The organism is Rhizobium sp. G21, assembly GCF_014158035.1.
Taxonomy (GTDB): Bacteria; Pseudomonadota; Alphaproteobacteria; order Rhizobiales; family Rhizobiaceae; genus Rhizobium_E.
The window spans coordinates 700,505-717,982 of the sequence record NZ_JACFXW010000001.1; the positions used below are offsets into that span (position 1 = coordinate 700,505).

The window sequence follows — 17,478 nt, forward strand, 5'->3', positions numbered from 1 at the left end:
CTTACACCGCCTGAGCTTCGCCCGCCTTCTCGTCCTTTTCATCCTTCTTGTCGAACGCATCCGACCGAAGCTTGAAGAGGATGAGGACCGGCGCCGCCATATAGATCGACGAGAAGGTGCCGACCACGACGCCGAACAGCATCGAAATCGTGAAGCCGCGAATGACTTCGCCACCGAACAGAACCAGCGCCGCGATGGCGATCATCGTAGTGACCGAGGTCAGAATGGTCCGCGACAGCGTCGAGTTGATCGAGGTGTCGATGAGCACCTCCAGCGGCATCTTTTTGTATCGCCGCAGATTTTCTCGCATTCGGTCATAGACCACGACCGTGTCGTTCAGCGAGTAGCCGACGATGGTCAGGATGGCCGCGATACTGGTGATGTCGAATTCGAGACCGGTGAACACGAACAGGCCGAGCGTCAGCAACAGGTCGTGCAGCGTCGCCACGATCGCGCCGACGGCGAACTGCCATTCGAAGCGGAACCAGATATAGACCATGATCGCCAGAAGCGAGAGGCCGACGCCGATCGCGCCCGTCATCGCAAGCTCGCCCGACACGGACGGACCAACCACTTCGACGCGGCGGAAATCGTAATCCTCGCTCAATTCGCCGCGGATCTTGTTGACGGCGGATTGTTCGGCGTTTTCGCCGGCGTCCTGACTCTGAACGCGCACCAGCACCGAACTCGGATCACCGAAGCCCTGCACCTGGACGCCGCCGAGGTTGAGGCCGCCCAGACGATCGCGGATGTCGCCGAGATTGGCGTCGCCCTGCTTGGCCTTGAGCTCGATCATCGATCCGCCGGTGAAGTCGATGCCGAGTTCCAATCCCTTGGTCGCAAAACCGACCACGGATGCGACGGCAAGCGCCGCCGAAATTGCGAAGGTCCATTTGCGCACGCTCATAAAGCGGATCTGCGCGAAATCGAAGAAGCCGGTGCGCACGCCCTTTGGCAGCGCTTTCGGACGGGTGCGGCGCAACCAGATCGAGATCATCAGGCGCGACACGGTATACGCCGTGAACACGGTGGTGATGATGCCGATCGACAGCGTGACGGCGAAGCCGCGCACCGGACCGGAGCCCATGTAGAACAGGATCACGGCGGCGATCAGCGTCGTCAGGTTGGCGTCGATGATGGTGCCGAAGGCTTTGTTGAATCCGGTCTCCATCGCCTGGGTGATGGGCCTGCCGGCCTTCACCTCTTCGCGGAAGCGTTCATAGAACAGCACGTTGGAGTCGACCGCCTGGCCGATCGTCAGGACGATGCCGGCGATGCCGGGCAGGGTCAGCGTCGCCCCGAGCATCGACAGGATGGCGATGATCATCACGACGTTGATCACCATCGCGACCGAGGCGATGGCGCCGAGCGTGCCGTAGAAAAGCTGCATGAAGGCGATCACGGCGATGAGGCCGATTACGCCGGCGATGAAGCCGGCGCGGATCGAGTCAGCGCCGAGGCCGGGTCCGACGGTGCGTTCTTCGACCACGGTCAGGGTGGCCGGCAGCGCGCCTGCGCGCAGCAGGACGGCGAGATCCGAGGCGCTCTGGGCGGTGAAATTGCCGGAAATCTGACCGGCGCCGCCGAGGATCGGCTCGTTGATGACGGGGGCGGTGATCACCTGATTGTCGAGCACGATGGCGAAGGGCTCGCCGACATGCTCCTGGGTGATGCGGCCGAATTTCTGCGCGCCGGCGGAATCGAAGCGGAAAGAGACGATCGCGGCGTTGTTTTCCGGGTTGAAGCCCGGCTGCGCGTCGACGAGATTTTCACCCGTCAGGATGGCGCGCTTCTGCAGAAGATAAGGGACAGGCGGATCGTCGTTCGAGTAGACGACTTCCGAACTGGCCGGAGGACGGCCGTTCATGGCTTCCTGCACCGGCATCGAATTGTCAACGAGGTGGAAGGTCAGCTTGGCGGTCTTATTGAGAATGGCCTTGAGACGCTGCGGATCGTCGAGACCGGGCACCTGGACGATGATGCGGTCGACGCCCTGGCGCTGGATCAGCGGCTCGGTGGTGCCGAGTTCGTCGACGCGGCGGCGGACCACTTCGATCGATTGGGAGACGGCGGACTGGATGCGGTAATTGAGGCCTTCATCGGTGAGGTTGACCTCGAAGGAGCCATCGGCGGCGTTGCTCACCGTGGCTTCCTGGATCGAGGAGCCGGCGAAGCCGCCGACGCTGACCAACTGGGTCAGGTCCTTCAGGGCTTCCTTTGCGGCGTCGATCTGGCTCGGATCGCGCAGCTTGAACGTCACCTGCTGGCCACGGGTGGCGAGACCGGTATAACCGATCGACGCCTTGCGCAGATTGCCGCGGACATCGTCGAGCACGGTCTCCATGCGCTCCTTGACGATGTCGCTGCGTTCGACCTGCAGCATGATATGCGAGCCGCCCTGAAGGTCGAGACCCAGCGTCATGGTCGTCTTCGGGAACCAAGACGGCATGCTGTCCAGCACATCCTTGGGGATGAAATTCGGCGCGGCGATCAGGATGCTGACCAGCGTCACAAGCCAAATGGCGATGGCCTTCCAGCGCGAAAAATAGAGCATGAGCGTCTCGATATGGTTCCGTCAGGCGAAAATGCGAAACGGCGCGAGAACCGCGCCGTCTGAAAATCAGGGCTTGTTGGCTGCGACAGGCTCGCCCTTGACGCGGACTTCCGCGATCATGGCGCGGACGACGCGGACCTTCACGCCTTCGGCGATTTCGGCCTCGATCTCATCCTGGCCTTCGGTGACCTTGGTGACCTTGGCCACCAGACCGCCGCCGAGCACCACCTGATCGCCGCGACGGATGTTCTTCAGGATTTCCTCGCGCTTCTTGACCTGCTGGCGCTGCGGCCGGAAGATCAGGAAATAGAAGACGACCATCATCGGCACGAAGAGGAGAAGAATGTCCAAACCGCCCCCAGCGGCGAGGACTGCGACGTTGCCGACTGCGCGAAGGCTTCCGTGAAAATCATCTGATACTCCCGACGATGAAACTTGGACGGCCAGATTTGGCCGGTTTTCTGGCCGCCGGAATATAGGAAGATGGCCTGTCAATGCAACAGGAGGCTTGGAAATAACCATTCGTAAACCGACGTTTTCACCGGCTTCCGACCTTTCGGGGCTCTGCCGCGCATGTTAGCTGCCTCGCCAACAGGAAAAAGGAGCGACACGATGAACGATGAAATCCTCTCCGCGATCCTCAATGAACTGAAAAGACTGGCCGACGCCGCCGAGCGTACGGCAGGCCCGAAAGCGCCGACGGTAGACTGGGCTGCGGCGGACTGCTTCGTCTGGGCGCCCGAGCGGCTGGCGCTGCAGCCGGTGTCGAGACCCAACCGCGTCGAGCTTTCGCTGATCAAAGGCGTCGATCACGTCAAGTCGATTCTGCATGACAATACCGAACGTTTCGGCGCGGGTTTTCCCGCCAACAACGTGCTGCTCTGGGGCGCGCGCGGCATGGGCAAGAGTTCGCTGGTGAAGGCGGTGCACGCCGCGGTGAACGAAGATCTCTCGATTCGGCTGAAACTCGCCGAGGTGCATCGCGAGGATATCGACACCCTGCCCGCGCTGATGGAGGTGCTGAAGACCAGCAACGAGCGGATCGTGCTGTTCTGCGACGACCTCTCCTTCGATCACGACGACACGTCCTACAAGTCGCTCAAGGCGGCGCTCGACGGCGGCGTCGAGGGCCGGCCCGACAATGTCGTGTTCTACGCGACGTCCAATCGCCGACACCTTCTGCCGCGCAACATGATCGAAAACGAGCAGTCCACGGCGATCAATCCATCCGAGGCGGTCGAAGAGAAAGTGTCGCTGTCGGACCGTTTCGGCCTGTGGCTCGGCTTCCACAAATGCAGCCAGGACGACTATCTGGCGATGATCGACGGCTATGCCGATTACTTCAAGCTGACGGTCGAGCGCGAGCGCGTTCATGCCGAAGCGCTGGAATGGGCGACGACGCGCGGTTCGCGCTCCGGCCGCGTCGCCTGGCAATTCATCCAGGATCTCGCGGGTCGCCTGCGGCAGACGCTCTGAAGCCGCCTCGAAAACGAAGGAAGCCCGGCTGAGGGGCCGGGCTTCTCACGCGCGATCCTCCGACGCAATACTTACTGGAGGAACGTCATCGGGTTGACGGCCACGGCGTTCTGCCGGACCTCAAAATGGAGCTTGGGACGCTTTGCGCCGCCGCTCATGCCGGAATTGGCGATGACCTGGCCGCGGGTGACCTTGTCTCCGCGCTTGACGTTGAGGCCGGCCGCATTGCCGTAGACCGTGACGGTCCCGTCGTCGTGGCGGACGAGAACCGTGTTGCCGAGATCCTTCAGGCCGCTGCCCGAATAGATCACGACGCCGTTTTCGGCCGCCTTGACCGGCGTGCCTTCCGGTACGGAGATGTCGATGCCGGTGTTGCGCGCGCCGTCGACATTCTGGCCGTAGCCGGCGATGACCGCGCCGCGCACCGGCCAGCGGAACTTGCCGATGCCCGTGGCGTCGGGCGCGTCTTCGCCGTTGTCGGACGACTTCTGCACTTCGGCGACGCTCTTTTCAGCGGCCGGCGGCGTATAGGTCTTCGGCTTGGCGGCCGTCGCCTGCTTGACGGCCTGGCCTTCCGGAACGGCTGCGGTCTTGACCGGATCGGCGGCGATGGCGCCTGCGGCCGGGATGACGAGCTTCTGGCCGATGCGGATATCGGCGACCGCCATGCCGTTGGCCTTTTTGAGCGCGTCGACGCTGACCTTGTTGGCGCGGGCGATCTTGGCGAGCGAATCGCCCGGCTTGACCACGTAGCCTGCGCCATCGGGGGCGTCGCCGGCATCGGCCAGCTTGGCGTCGACGGCCTTCTTCTTGTCCTGCAGCGACGCCGTGGCCGGCAAAACGGCCTGATCATGAGCCGGCGCCTTGCCCGGAACCGGAACCTTCTTGGACGTCTCGACCGCCGGAGGCATGGCCTGGGCCATGGAATCCGTCACCGGGATCACGACGGTTCGGCCATATTTCAGGTCGGCGGCGCTTTCCATATTGTTGGCGCGCAGGATTTCCCGCTGCGGCACGCCGTATTTGGCCGACAGGCCGGACAGGGTCTGACCGCTTTTGATTTCGACGCGCGGCGACCGCGTGGTCACCTTCCAGATCGACTGGGCGCTGCCGGTGCGGATCGGATCGGCGGCCCGCTGGCTGTCGAGCGTCATGACCTGACGCGCCGGCATCGGCTGGGCGAGCGCCACGCGCTCCTGGCTCTGGCCGGGGGCGGTGAGTTCGGCGCGCTGGACGCGGCTGGGAGCCGCGGGAACCGTGCTCGTGGCCAAGGCGTCATAGGGCTGACCCGGATAGGGCTGGTTCAGCGCGGCGTCGCCGGACACATCGCCACGGGCCAACTCGGCCCTCGGCGTCGGAACCTTGCCGTTGACGGCGTTGACCCGATGCGGAACCGACGCCGTCGTCAGCGTGTCCGTCCGCGAGCGGGAGAACAGGCTGTCGAAACGCGTGACATCCGAACTGCAACCGGTCGCCGCGCCGGCGAGGAGAAGCACCGTGATCAAACGGATGGAAGACATTCTGGACTTTACGACTTCATAGCTACGCATGACTGCAACCCGTGCAACGCATTACCTTGGCTATGATTAAAGCGCGTTAGAGTTACCGTGCGGTTAACTGCGCCGGCATCCTTAAAATAAATCTAGAAAACGATAACCTTAACAACGTCTTGTAAAAGGGCTCAAAGCCCTCAGTCACAGGGTCTGCGCGACCTGCTGGACGATCGGCTGAAAAGGCGTCTCAAAGAGATCTTCACGCTCGAAACGACTGCCGGCTTTGACGAGACGTATCATCCGGGCGACGCCGTCCTCGCCCAGCACGGGCGCCAGCATGACGCCGCCCGACACGAGTTGCTCGGCATAGATTCGCGGGAATGCAGAAAAACCGGCCGTAATCAGAATCCGGTCGAAGGTTCCTTCCCCCTGGAGCCCGATATTGCCGTCGGCCTGACGGACGATGACATTGCGCAAGGCCAGCTTGTCCATGCGCTCCTGGGCGAGATTGACCAGCGTCCGATAGCGATCGATGGTCAAAACACGTTCGGCCACCCGCCCCATCACGGCGGCGGTGAAGCCGCTGCCGGTGCCGATCTCCAGCACGCGATGGCTCGGCTTCAGCTTGAGAAGGTCGATCAGGACGGCGGCCAGATCGACGCCTTCCATCACCGCGCCGCATTCGATCGGCAGCGTGCGCGAACTCCAGGCGCTTGAGATGAAGTCCGAAGGCACGAACAGGTGCCGCGGCGTCTGCTCGATGGCGTTGAGAAGCTCGGCGCTGGTGACGCCTTTGGCGCGCAGCCGAAGGCAGAGAGCGGCAAATCCTTCCTTGCTGCTCACGCTATGGGGCATGTCAGGCGCTCTTCAGGGCCTGATCGATCCGGTCGAGCAGGCTGTAATCGGTCAGGTCCAGTTTCAACGGCGTGACCGAGATCTTGCCGGCCTTCAGCGCGTGGATATCGGTGCCCTCCCGGAAATCGCCCTGGCGGCTGTCGAACTTCAGCCAGTAATAGGGGAAGCCGCGGCCATCGATGCGGCGTTCGACATTGACGCCGAAATCGAGTTTGCCCTGCGAGGTCACGTCCACACCGGTTACCTCGGCAGGCGCGCAGTTGGGGAAGTTGAGGTTCATCAGCGTCCAGGCGGGCATTTCCACACTAAGCAGCTTCCGGATCAGGTCCGGCGCGTAGAGTTCGGCGATCTCCCAAGGGGTGACGCGTTCTCCATCGACATAGGCCGCCGCCTGGCTGAGCGCGAAAGACTTGACGCCCTGAAGCGTGCCCTCGATCGCGCCGGCGATGGTGCCCGAATAGGTCACGTCATCGGCCATATTGGCGCCGGCGTTGACGCCGGAGAGAATCAAATCGGGCGTTCCCGGCAGAACTTCCTTGCAGCCCATGATCACGCAGTCGGTCGGCGTGCCGCGCAGGGCGAAATGCTTGTCGGAGATCTTCCGGAGCCGCAGGGGCTCCGAAAGGGTCAGCGAATGAGCGAGCCCGCTCTGATCGGTCTCCGGCGCAATGATCCAGACATCGTCCGAAAGCGTGCGGGCGATGCGTTCCAGCACCGCCAGCCCCTCGGCATGGACGCCGTCGTCATTGGTCAGGAGGATCCGCATGATGTCAGCTCGCTTTCTCGATCTTCTTCAGGCCGCCCATATAGGGAAGCAACACGTCCGGAATGGTGATGGAGCCGTCTTCATCGAGATAGTTTTCCATCACGGCGATCAGCGCACGGCCCACGGCGGTGCCGGAGCCGTTGAGGGTATGCACGAACTTGACAGCCTTGTCGGCGCGGTCGCGATAGCGCGCATTCATCCGGCGCGCCTGGAAATCGCCGCAGACCGAGCAGGACGAGATTTCCCGATAGGTGTCCTGCCCCGGCAGCCAGACCTCGATGTCATAGGTCTTCTGCGAGCCGAAACCCATGTCGCCGGTGCAGAGCGTCATGGTGCGGAAATGCAGGCCGAGCTTCTTCAGCACGGTTTCGGCGCATTCGGTCATGCGCTCATGTTCGGCGATCGAGGATTGGGCGTCGGTGATCGAGACGAGCTCGACCTTGTTGAACTGGTGCTGGCGCAGCATGCCGCGGGTATCGCGGCCGGCGGAGCCGGCTTCCGAGCGGAAGCAGGGGGTGAGCGCGGTGAGGCGCATCGGCAGGGCGTCGTGCTCGAGAATCTGCTCGCGCACGAGATTGGTCAGCGGCACTTCTGCCGTCGGGATCAGCCAACGGTCGTCGGTGGTGCGGAACAGGTCTTCGGCGAATTTCGGCAGCTGGCCGGTGCCGTACATGGCGTCGTCGCGCACCATCAGCGGCGGCTGCACTTCGGTGTAACCGTGCTCCATCGTATGCGTGTCGAGCATGAACTGGCCGATGGCGCGTTCCAGCCGCGCGAGCTGGCCCTTGAGGATGGTGAAGCGCGCGCCGGCGATCTTGGCGGCGCCTTCGAAATCCATCCAGCCCAGCGCCTCGCCGATTTCGTAATGCTCCTTGGCGGGATGGTTCCAGCGCGGCTTGTCGCCGGTGACGCGCGCCACGACATTGTCGTTCTCGTCCCTGCCGACCGGGACATCGGCGAGCGGTATGTTGGGAATGCGCGACAGCGCGTCGTTGAGCTCGGCGGTGATGCGGCGCTCTTCTTCCTCGGCTGCGGGCAGATCCACCTTGATCGCCGCCACCTCGGCCTTGAGTTTTTCGGCCAGCTCCATGTTCTTCTGGCCCATCGCCGCGCCGATCTCCTTGGAGGCGGCGTTGCGGCGCGACTGCATGTCCTGCGCCTTCTGGACGACGGCGCGGCGCGCCTCGTCGAGCGAAATCAGGGTTGCGGACTGGGCGTCGGCTCCGCGCTTTGAGAGCGCGGCGTCGAGAGCCGCCGCATTGTCGCGAATCCATTTGATATCGAGCATGTGAACACCGTCTCTTGGCTCAGGGGCGGAATCCCGACAAGCGTGATTCCGGATCACCGTGGTTTTGGCGCGCGGAGAGCGGAAAAACAAGCCGCAAGCGCGACTTGCCCGTCAAATCAGGCCGATCCGTCGGCGCTTTCTTCGGAGATCCGAAGCCGGCGGCTCTTTTCGATCAGTCTCGCGGCATAGATGGCGACTTCATAGAGAATGATCGTCGGAATAGCCAAACCAAGCTGCGACATCGGATCCGGCGGCGTCAGCACGGCGGCGACGATGAAGGCGATGACGACCGCGTATTTGCGCTTCTCCGCCAGCGTCTTCGAACTCAGGAGATCGACGCGCACCAGAAGCGACGTCACCACCGGCAACTGGAACACCAGACCGAAGGAGAAGATGAGCGTCATGATCAGGCTGAGATATTCCGAGACTTTTGGCATCAGCGAGATCGCCACCTGCCCTTCCCCGCCCGCTTGCTGCATGGAGAGGAAGAACCACATGACCATGGGCGTGAACAGAAAGTAGACCAGCGCGCCGCCCAGCAGGAACAAGGCCGGCGAAGCGATGAGAAACGGCATGAACGCGGCGCGTTCGTTCTTGTAGAGACCCGGCGCCACGAATTTGTAGATCTGCGTCGCGATCACCGGAAAGGCGATCACCATGGCGCCGAACATCGCCACCTTGATCTGGGTGAAGAAAAATTCCTGCGGCGCGGTGTAGATCAGTTCGGTCTTGGAAACGTCGAGATGCGCCCATTCCACCGCGATGCGGTAGGGTACGACCAAGGCATTGAACAATTCCTTGGCGAAGAAGAAGCACACCAGGAAGGCTGCGAAAAACGCGACGACGGCCCAGATCAGTCGCTGGCGCAGTTCGATCAGATGCTCGATGAGCGGCTGCGGCTTGTCCTCGATCTCTTCAGTCATGCGTCACCGGTTTCATCGGATTTCTTGGCGGGCTTCTTCCGCGGCTTCGGCGCATCCGCCGCTTCGCCCGCCGTCTTGGCCGTGGACTTGCGCGGCGCGCGCGCCGGCTTTTCGACCTCGCCTTCGGCCTTTTCCGGCTTGGGCCTGGATGTCCGCTTGGCCTTGGGCTTTTCGTCCACGACGACCGGAAGCGGATTGGCTTCCACCACGGCCGGAACAGGCTTAGGCTCGATCACCGCCGGGGGCGACGCCGGAGTGACGACGGCCGGCGGCGTTTTCAGGGCCTCGGCTTGCGTATCGGCAGGCGCGGGCGCGAGCGCCGCAACCGGCTCCAGAACCGGATTGGCCGCTGGGGCCACGGGCTCGCCCGGCTTTTCCGCCTCGGGGCCCGTGACGGACGGCTTGGACTCGTCCTTGATATCCGTCGCCTTGCGCAGGTCGGACTTGATGTCCTCGCCGAGTTTGCGGATCGGGTTGATGGCGTCGCGGAGGCTGTTGGTCGGGTTGAGCTTGTTGACCTCGCTCAGACCTTTTCGAACATCGTCGAGTTCGGCTTCGCGAAGCGCCTCATCGAATTGTGAACGGAACTCGTTGGCCATGCCGCGCACGCGGGTCGCCATGCGACCGAACGTCCTGAGCATTCCAGGCAGGTCCTTGGGACCCACCACGATGATGAGTATGAGCGCGATGACGAGGATCTCGCTCCAGCCGACTTCCAGCATGTTGATTATCCTGCGGCTGGAGCGGCTCGGGCCGCCCCTGCCGGCGTCCTGTTACTTCACTTCGTCGGCCTTGTGGTCCACGGACGGCGTCTTGTCGGCGGTTTCTTCCTCGGCCATGCCCTTCTTGAAGTTCTTGATGCCCTTGGCGACGTCGCCCATCAATTCCGGGATCTTGCCGCGGCCGAAGAAAATCAGAATGACGGCCAGAACGATCAGCCAGTGCCATACGCTAAAGGAACCCATGCTCACACTCCCAGTTTTGTGCCAACAAGACTTAGTCGGTCTTTATGGCTTTTTCAAACACCAATGTATCACGTTCGTTCACCGAGACAACGACATCCCTGAGACCATGCGGCACTTCGTCCGCCCTGATGCGCGCCCGGATCGGCTCATCGAGCCCTTCGACCGCCAGTGTGAACATATCGACCACGCCCAGAAAGCGGCGAGACAGGATGCGCGCCTTGGCGCCCCTCGCCGTCCGGGGCGATTCTCAGGCCCGACAGCCGCAGGGCGACATCCACAGTTTTCTGTTCGGCAATGCCGGGGGCGGCGATTGCGCCGAGCGGAGTTTCGACCTGGCCGCGTAAAACCACGCCTTCGATCAGGTTGACCTCGGAGAAGAACGACGCGGCGAAGAGATTGGCCGGATTCCGATAGAGAGCGTTTCGGAGGGTCCAACTTGCACCAATCGACCGTCCTTGAGGAGCGCGATGCGGTCGGCCATGCGCATGGCCTCCTCGGCGTCATGGGTCACCACGATCGCGGTCACCCTCGCCTCACGCAAAATTGACAGCGTGTCGGCGCGGATCGAGTCCTTCAGCCGGGAATCGAGGCCGGAAAAGGGTTCGTCCATCAGCAGAACGGCGGGCCGGGGCGCGAGCGCGCGCGCCAAAGCGACGCGCTGTTGCTGCCCGCCGGAGAGCCTGTGCGGATAATCGTCCGCATAGTCCGAAAGCCCGACCCTCTCCAGAGCGCTGAGCGCCTCGGCCTTCGCCTTGTCCTTCGGCAACGCCGTCAGTCCATAACGAACATTGTCGACGATGGTCATATGCGGAAACAGGGCGAAATCCTGAAACATCAGGCCGACGCCGCGCCGCTCCGGAGGCAGAAAAGCGTTGGGGCCGGCGATCTCGCGCCCGTTCAGAAGAACACGGCCCGCGCTTTGCGCCTCGATGCCGGCTGCGATGCGCAGAAGCGTCGTCTTGCCCGAACCCGACGGACCGAGCAGGCAGAGCACTTCGCCCGGCTCGACGGTGAGCGAGAGATCGAGAAGGATCGGCTTGTCGCCATAGCTATGGGTGATGTTTTCGAAGCTCAGCCCGGCGGCGAAGGTCACGCCGGCCGATCGGCGGGGGCTCTGCGCATCCTTCAGGCTGTTGTTGCTCGGCACTGGCGTTTCTATCCCGGCGGGATGAGGCCCGCATATTAAAAGATGACGCTATTCATCCGCTTCACCCCTGGTGTCAAGAGGCCGAGTTCTTCGAGATCGAGCTGCGTAATCGGGTCCTCGTCGCCGGCAAGCTCGTCGTCGCTCTTCGGGATCGGCGCGGACAATCCGGCGGGAATGCGTCCGGTCAACAGGCCCGCGGCCTTGAGTTCCTCGATGCCGGGGAGATCGCGGATCTCTTCGAGACCGAAGTGATCGAGGAAATCGCGCGTGGTGCCGAAGGTCACGGGACGGCCCGGCGTGCGGCGGCGGCCACGGAACTTGACCCAGCCGGCTTCCAGCAAAACGTCGAGCGTGCCCTTCGACGTCTGCACGCCCCTGATGTCCTCGATCTCGGCGCGCGTCACAGGCTGATGATAGGCGATGATGGCCAGCACTTCGAGCGCGGCGCGCGACAGCTTCTTGGGCTCCTGTCCTTCCTGCCGCACGGCGAAGGACAGATCGGCGGCGGTGCGAAAGGCCCAGAAGCCGTCGATCTTGACCAGGTTGACGCCGCGCGCAGCATAGAAGCGGCTGAGCTCGGCGAGGATGCGCGGCACGTCAGCGCCGCGCGGCAGCCGCTCGGTGAGATAATGTTCCGACACCGGATTGGCGGAGGCGAAGATCAGCGCTTCAGCCGCCCGCGCCGCATCGGAATTCAAGATGTCGCCCATGAGCGCGATGGTTTCAGGCGCGAGCGCGTCAGTCACGTCCCGCCTCCATGGCTTCGAGTCGGCGTCGGTGATGGGGTTCGAGCCGGTGCGCATGAAGATGGGTTGGAACGCCCCCTCCTGCCGCACCTCGATGCGGCGTTCGCGGATCAGCTCCAGCGTGGCGGCGAAGGAGCTGGCGATGGCGGTGGCACGCTCTTCCGGATCGCTCGCGTAACGGATCAGGAATGTGTCCAGCGCGGTCCAATCGTCGAGCGCGCCGACGAGGCGGGCCAGCATCAACCGGGCGTCGGCGAGCGACCAGACCTTGCGCCGCTGGATGGTGACATTGGTGATCGCCTGCCGCTGGCGGAGATTGGCGTAGGCGGACAGGAGTTCATAAAGCGAGGCGTCATAAGCGGACTTGCGCTCTTCGGGAATGAATTCCGGCGCGCCGCGGGCGAAGAAGTCCCGGCCCAGCCGGTTGCGGTTGACGAGCCGCATGGCCGCGTCGCGGATCGCTTCGAGCCGTCGGAGCCGGTAGGCGAGCGTCGCCGCCATCTCCTCGCCAGAGGGACCGTCGTCCTTCGGCGCCTGCGGGATCAGCAGGCGCGACTTGAGGTAGGCGAGCCAGGCGGCCATCACCAGATAATCGGCCGCCAGCTCCAGCCGCACGCGGCGGGCGCTTTCGATGAATTCCAGATATTGCTCGGCCAGCGCGAGAACCGAAATGCGGGCGAGATCGACTTTCTGATTGCGGGCGAGATGGAGCAGCAAGTCGAGCGGCCCTTCGAAGCCGCCGACATCAATGACCAGCGCCGGCTCGACCTCGGCGGCCGGCAGGGTCTCGTCGACACGGACGGGGCGATCCTCCCAGAGTTTCTCGAGAGGCGCCTGATCCTGCGCGTCAGCCCCTGCCGCCATAGCTCCGCCTCACGCCGTGGGAAGGAGTGCGGCGAATTCGGCGCGGAGATCGGCCTCATTGCTGTCGTCGGGAGCGGCGAAGGCGGCTTCGGCGCGGTCGGCGCGCTCTTTCGTCTTGCCGGCGAGCGGCTTCACCTGCGCGATGACATCCAGCATCTCGGGCATCGCGCCATTGCAGTGGAGCACGACATCGACGCCGTTGGAGGCGATGGCGCGGGCGCGTTCGCCCAGCGTGCCTTTGAGCGCGTTCATGGAGCTGTCATCGGAAAGCAACAGGCCGTCGAAGCCGAATTCGCCGCGGATGATCTCCTCGATCACCTTCCGCGAGGTCGTGGCGGGGTTGTCCGGATCGACAGCGGTCAGCACCACATGCGCGGACATTCCCATCACCTCGTTCGCCATCGCCTTGAAGGGCGGGAAGTCATGGGCGCGAAGCTCCTCGAGCGACGTGTCCACCACCGGCAGATCATGGTGAGAATCGGCGAAGGCGCGGCCATGGCCCGGCATATGCTTCATCACCGGCAGCATGCCGCCGGCCTTGAGGCCATCGGCCGCGGCGCGCCCCATCTGGGTGACGATTTCGGGATTCTTGCCGTAAGCGCGATTGCCGATCACGTCGCTCGCGCCTTCGATCGGCACGTCGAGCACCGGCAGGCAGTCGACGTTTACGCCGAGCTTCAGGAGGTCGAAAGCGTGCAGGCGCGACATCAGCCAGGCGGCGCGAACGCCTTTGGCCGGGTCCTGCCGCCAGATGTCGCCGAGGTCACGACCCGAGGGATAGCGCGGGCAAAGCGGCTCGCGAATGCGCTGGACGCGCCCGCCCTCCTGGTCGATCAAGACGGGCGCATCGCGCCCGACGCTGTCGCGCATATCGGCGACCAGGCGCTTGATCTGCTCGGCGTCGGCGGAGATGTTGCGCGCGAACAGGATGAAGCCCCAGGGATTGGCCTCGCGGTAGAAGGCGCGTTCGGCTTCGGTGAGGTCGAGGCCGCTCGCCCCGAAGATGACGGCGTTGATATCGCTCATGGATGATCTTTCGTGTCGCTGTTCGCAGATCGCGGGCGCGGAACGACGGGGTCCGCGGCCCGATGGGCTGGAAACACGCGCGGCCGGAACGAAATGTCCCGGCCGCGCGCAGATTAATCGTAAACCTTACTTGGAAACAAGGCAGGAACCGCCGGCGGCCTTGTAGCGGGCGCAGAGCTCCTGAGCGTCCTGCTTGGAACCCACGGGGATGCGGACGCGATAATAGGTGCCCTTGTTGGCGATCGCCGCCCGCTTGATATCGACGCCGCGGCCACCGATCACGCCGGCGAATTTCGTCGACAGACGCTTATAGGAGGACTCGGCGTCGGCCTGGCTGGGCAGCGAGGCGATCTGGATCACATAGGAGCCGGCCGGCGTCGGCGTCTGGGCGACAGGCGCTTGCGTCTGCGGCTCTGCATTCGCCGTCTGCGGCGCGGCGGCCGGGTCGTCGGTGACGCGGCCCTGATCGGTGACGGAGCCGATCACGTTGACCGGCTGTTCGACCGGGCGATTGCTCGGCACCGGCGTGTTTGCCGGCGCGGATGCGGTTTCGACCGGCTGAGCGGGCGGCTGTTCCGCCGGCGCGGTTTCGGTCGCGTCGGTCGCGGCAGGCACGTCCACCTGCGAAGCGGCGGCGATCGCGGCCTGATCGGTGATCACCGCGCCATCCGTCGGATCGCCTGTCGCCGTTTCGGCAGCGTCGGTCTGGTTGTCGGCGGCGGACTGCGTGTCGGCGACGGGCTGCGTTTGCGTCGCAGCCGCTTGCACCGAGCGGGCCGCCTGTTCCTGGCCTACGGACGGATCGGCCGAAGCCTGCTCGATGGTGCGCGAAATATCATCCGGCGGCAGCCGCTCGGGCACGTCCACCGGCTGGGCGGACGCTGTCGCCGGCGCATCCGGCGTGGCGGCGGCCGTGTCGGCGACGATCTCTTCGCGCGGCACCAGCGAACCGTCCGGCCGGACGATCATGGTGCGCACCTTGCGGGGCGCGACGCCGGTGGCGACCTTTTCCGAAGTCGACACGTTTTCGGTCGCGCCTTCCGGCAGAAGCCGGGCGTCGGTCGTGTCTTCGGTCGGTGTGCCCATGGCGTCCTGTTCGTCGTCCAAGGGCAGGTTTTCCGGCATCAGCGTCTTCTGGACGACGTCGACGGGCTCTTCGTTCGAGGTCACGAGACGAGGCTGCTTCGCCTCTTCGGTGCTCGCGCCCGATACGCGGTCATAGACCGCCTTGTCCTGGTTCGGCACTTTCTGGCCACCCGGGTTTTCGGGCGCAACCTTCATCGGTTCCTTGTCGGCGAGGATGATCTTCGGTTCGCCGGAGGTCGCGACCAGGCCGCCGGCGCCGCCGATGAACGCGTAGACGCCGGCGCCGCCGAGCAGCGCGACGCCGACGACGGATGCCGCCAGAACCAGAACCCGCCGCGAACGACCGCGGCGGTCCGACGTCTCTTCCACGTCGACAGGCGTGAGCGGAACACGGTCGAGATTGACGGTGGCGCGGTTTTCAGACAGCGAACGACGGAAATCCTCTTCCAGCGCCTTTTCGAACTCGTCGAAATCGCCAGTCGATTTTTCAGGCGCCGCCGCAAGCTGAGCAGCGCTTTCGACGCGCCCCGGCGTCCGGCTCGGAAGGATCGCCGCCGGCTCGGGACGCGCGGCGAAAAACTCCGCCATATCGGCGTCGATATCGAGATCGTAATCGGCCGGATCCGTCGAGGCCTGTTCCTGTTCGACCACCGGAAGTTCCGGCACGTCGATCTCGGCCAAAGGCTCCAGCGCATCTTCCTCGACGGAGATCTGCGAGGGATCGAACGGCAACGAGGTCAGGTCCCCGATGTCGGATCGCACCGGAGCGGCGTCGATGACGACGGGCGCCTCCAGCGCCGGCTTCGCGATGTTCTCCACCGCAGGATAGGAATCGTCGATCGGCTCCGGCTCCGGAGCGGCCACAACCGGCTTGGCGGGCGGCGCATCGTCCATCACGTCGAGGAGATCGAGTTCGATTTCACGAAGATCGAGTTCGAACGCGTTTTCATCGAAGAGTTCGGCATCGGAGAAAAACGGGAAGTCGTCCTCGTCGGATGTTTCCACGACGTCCTCGCGCGCCTTTTCGACCGCCGGCTGAACCGCGACGGATGCGAGGGCCGACGCCTGAGCAGTGGGCGACGGGACCGGAGGCGCAACCGTTTCGGCCTGAGGGACGAGCGGGATCGCCGGCTCGCGAGCCGCCGGAGCCAAATTGCCGCCGACGGGCGCGAAGGCGGTCGAGCGCGACCAGCCGGAGCGCGTGACCACCGGATACCGCTCGACATCGGCCAAAAGACGGTCGAGCGCCATGGCGTCCGCGGTCGACGGCTGAGAACGGGGCTGAGGCGCAGCCTCTTCCTCGACGACGGAAACATCGGCCTCGGGCTCACGCCAGAAGGCGTCGTCGTCGAAGGAGGCCGGATCGACAGAAGGAGTGGACCAGGCGAGATGTTCCTGCGCGACGCGCGGCTCTTCCATGACGTGGTCTTCGACATCGGCCGTATCGAGCGAATCGGCCATGGAGCGATGCAATTCGTCTTCCAGCGCTTCCACCAGGGTATCGGCCGGAAAATAGTCGGCGTCGTCCCAGTGAGCTTCGACGAAAGTATGCTGCTCCTCGACGAGAGGCTGTGTTTCGGGCTCGACGTCGACATCGAGCGCGCCGTCGCCTTGCGCGAAATCGGCGTCTTCCAGACGCCAGCCGTCTGCCGCGAGGTCGTCATCCGCCTGCAGCGGCGCGACTTCCGGCGCCGGGGCATAGACCGGCGGCTCAGGCTCGCGTCGGGAGAGCGTCGGCTCGAAGGCGTTTTGCGGCGCCGGCCCGTCGCGACGGGCGTCAAAAGCCGCAAATTCCTGCATGATCTCTTCTTCAAGATCGAACAGCGATCGACCGACGGGATCCAGACGCGGCTGCGGCGCGGCGTCGAAGACCGGTTCGGCGGGCGACGGGACGTAGGGTAGCTCGGAAACGGGGCTCGCGACAGGCTCGACCGGCGCATAGAAGGCCGGCTCCTCCCGAACGGGGCCGAATGACGGCTCGACCGATCGCTCGCGCACGACAGGCGCCGCGGCGGAGCGAACGTCGTGATCGACATTCGGGGCGACGAAGGCGGCTTCCGCGCTCAGGTCCGGCGCGTCGTCTTCGACCTCGTATTGTTCGAGCCCCTTGAGGAGCTCGTCCTCGAGATTGAATTCCGGTTCCCGCCGAGGCGTGGAGATCCGCGCGCGGCTCGGCGTGACGGGAAGGTCGAAATTGACGATCCGGGCAAGCTCTGCCAACGGATCGTCTTCCGCCAGGAAGCCGTCGTCGGCGTTTTTCTTCAGCACCCGCTGGTTATCTGCCATTTC

Annotated in this window: 12 protein-coding genes and 3 pseudogenes; 1 reads left to right on the forward strand and 14 read right to left on the reverse strand. The window is 64.2% G+C overall.

The window, feature by feature from the left end; translation table 11 throughout:
- Position 1: 1 nt before the first annotated feature.
- Both secDF and yajC read right to left on the reverse strand, forming a co-directional pair.
- Positions 2 to 2,554 (reverse strand): protein translocase subunit SecDF, encoded by a 2,553-nt coding sequence (gene secDF, locus H2O14_RS03550; RefSeq protein ID WP_182826540.1) that lies wholly within the window; start codon positions 2,552 to 2,554, stop codon positions 2 to 4.
- Positions 2,555 to 2,620: 66 nt separating this feature from the next.
- A pseudogene (yajC, locus tag H2O14_RS03555) lies at positions 2,621 to 2,967 on the reverse strand (preprotein translocase subunit YajC).
- A 199-nt stretch (positions 2,968 to 3,166) separates the two neighbouring features.
- Here yajC and H2O14_RS03560 point away from each other — a divergent pair.
- Complete coding sequence (locus H2O14_RS03560) at positions 3,167 to 4,030, forward strand: ATP-binding protein (RefSeq protein WP_182826541.1); 864 nt, start codon at positions 3,167 to 3,169, stop codon at positions 4,028 to 4,030.
- Between the two features lie 71 nt (positions 4,031 to 4,101).
- Here H2O14_RS03560 and H2O14_RS03565 read toward each other — a convergent pair whose 3' ends face one another.
- From H2O14_RS03565 to H2O14_RS03620, 12 genes and pseudogenes are all read right to left on the reverse strand, one after another.
- Positions 4,102 to 5,550 (reverse strand): peptidoglycan DD-metalloendopeptidase family protein, encoded by a 1,449-nt coding sequence (locus tag H2O14_RS03565; RefSeq protein ID WP_246697281.1) that lies wholly within the window; start codon positions 5,548 to 5,550, stop codon positions 4,102 to 4,104.
- Positions 5,551 to 5,724: 174 nt separating this feature from the next.
- A complete protein-coding gene (locus H2O14_RS03570; protein WP_182826543.1) occupies positions 5,725 to 6,378 on the reverse strand; it encodes a protein-L-isoaspartate(D-aspartate) O-methyltransferase in 654 nt (217 codons plus the stop codon).
- A 1-nt stretch (position 6,379) separates the two neighbouring features.
- Entirely contained in the window at positions 6,380 to 7,144 is a 765-nt protein-coding gene (gene surE / locus H2O14_RS03575) for a 5'/3'-nucleotidase SurE (RefSeq protein WP_182826544.1), read from the reverse strand.
- Between the two features lie 4 nt (positions 7,145 to 7,148).
- Positions 7,149 to 8,432 (reverse strand): serine--tRNA ligase, encoded by a 1,284-nt coding sequence (gene serS / locus H2O14_RS03580; RefSeq protein ID WP_182826545.1) that lies wholly within the window; start codon positions 8,430 to 8,432, stop codon positions 7,149 to 7,151.
- Positions 8,433 to 8,548: 116 nt separating this feature from the next.
- Entirely contained in the window at positions 8,549 to 9,355 is an 807-nt protein-coding gene (gene tatC / locus H2O14_RS03585) for a twin-arginine translocase subunit TatC (RefSeq protein ID WP_182826546.1), read from the reverse strand.
- Positions 9,352 to 10,077 (reverse strand): Sec-independent protein translocase protein TatB, encoded by a 726-nt coding sequence (gene tatB, locus H2O14_RS03590; RefSeq protein ID WP_182826547.1) that lies wholly within the window; start codon positions 10,075 to 10,077, stop codon positions 9,352 to 9,354. Before tatB ends, tatC begins: the two co-directional genes overlap by 4 nt.
- A gap of 51 nt (positions 10,078 to 10,128) precedes the next feature.
- A complete protein-coding gene (locus H2O14_RS03595) occupies positions 10,129 to 10,320 on the reverse strand; it encodes a twin-arginine translocase TatA/TatE family subunit (RefSeq protein WP_182826548.1) in 192 nt (63 codons plus the stop codon).
- 31 nt (positions 10,321 to 10,351) lie between these two features.
- Positions 10,352 to 11,449: pseudogene (locus tag H2O14_RS03600) on the reverse strand (ABC transporter ATP-binding protein).
- A 53-nt stretch (positions 11,450 to 11,502) separates the two neighbouring features.
- A complete protein-coding gene (gene scpB, locus H2O14_RS03605) occupies positions 11,503 to 12,177 on the reverse strand; it encodes an SMC-Scp complex subunit ScpB (protein WP_246697513.1) in 675 nt (224 codons plus the stop codon).
- Between the two features lie 28 nt (positions 12,178 to 12,205).
- Positions 12,206 to 13,077 (reverse strand): annotated as a pseudogene (locus tag H2O14_RS03610) (segregation and condensation protein A).
- Between the two features lie 9 nt (positions 13,078 to 13,086).
- Positions 13,087 to 14,103 carry a beta-N-acetylhexosaminidase gene (nagZ, locus tag H2O14_RS03615; protein WP_182826550.1) on the reverse strand — a complete coding sequence of 339 codons (1,017 nt, stop codon included), beginning with the start codon at positions 14,101 to 14,103 and terminating at the stop codon, positions 13,087 to 13,089.
- Between the two features lie 126 nt (positions 14,104 to 14,229).
- A complete protein-coding gene (locus tag H2O14_RS03620) occupies positions 14,230 to 17,475 on the reverse strand; it encodes an SPOR domain-containing protein (protein ID WP_182826551.1) in 3,246 nt (1,081 codons plus the stop codon).
- Between the last annotated feature and the right edge of the window lie 3 nt (positions 17,476 to 17,478).

Bases quoted from the DNA above. Each gene is read 5' to 3' on its own strand.
- secDF (WP_182826540.1), bottom strand. From the start codon at position 2,554: ATGCTCTATTTTTCGCGCTGGAAGGCCATCGCCATTTGGCTTGTGACG.
- H2O14_RS03560 (WP_182826541.1), top strand. From the start codon at position 3,167: ATGAACGATGAAATCCTCTCCGCGATCCTCAATGAACTGAAAAGACTG.
- H2O14_RS03565 (WP_246697281.1), bottom strand. From the start codon at position 5,550: ATGTCTTCCATCCGTTTGATCACGGTGCTTCTCCTCGCCGGCGCGGCG.
- H2O14_RS03570 (WP_182826543.1), bottom strand. From the start codon at position 6,378: ATGCCCCATAGCGTGAGCAGCAAGGAAGGATTTGCCGCTCTCTGCCTT.
- surE (WP_182826544.1), bottom strand. From the start codon at position 7,144: ATGCGGATCCTCCTGACCAATGACGACGGCGTCCATGCCGAGGGGCTG.
- serS (WP_182826545.1), bottom strand. From the start codon at position 8,432: ATGCTCGATATCAAATGGATTCGCGACAATGCGGCGGCTCTCGACGCC.
- tatC (WP_182826546.1), bottom strand. From the start codon at position 9,355: ATGACTGAAGAGATCGAGGACAAGCCGCAGCCGCTCATCGAGCATCTG.
- tatB (WP_182826547.1), bottom strand. From the start codon at position 10,077: ATGCTGGAAGTCGGCTGGAGCGAGATCCTCGTCATCGCGCTCATACTC.
- H2O14_RS03595 (WP_182826548.1), bottom strand. From the start codon at position 10,320: ATGGGTTCCTTTAGCGTATGGCACTGGCTGATCGTTCTGGCCGTCATT.
- scpB (WP_246697513.1), bottom strand. From the start codon at position 12,177: ATGGGCGACATCTTGAATTCCGATGCGGCGCGGGCGGCTGAAGCGCTG.
- nagZ (WP_182826550.1), bottom strand. From the start codon at position 14,103: ATGAGCGATATCAACGCCGTCATCTTCGGGGCGAGCGGCCTCGACCTC.
- H2O14_RS03620 (WP_182826551.1), bottom strand. From the start codon at position 17,475: ATGGCAGATAACCAGCGGGTGCTGAAGAAAAACGCCGACGACGGCTTC.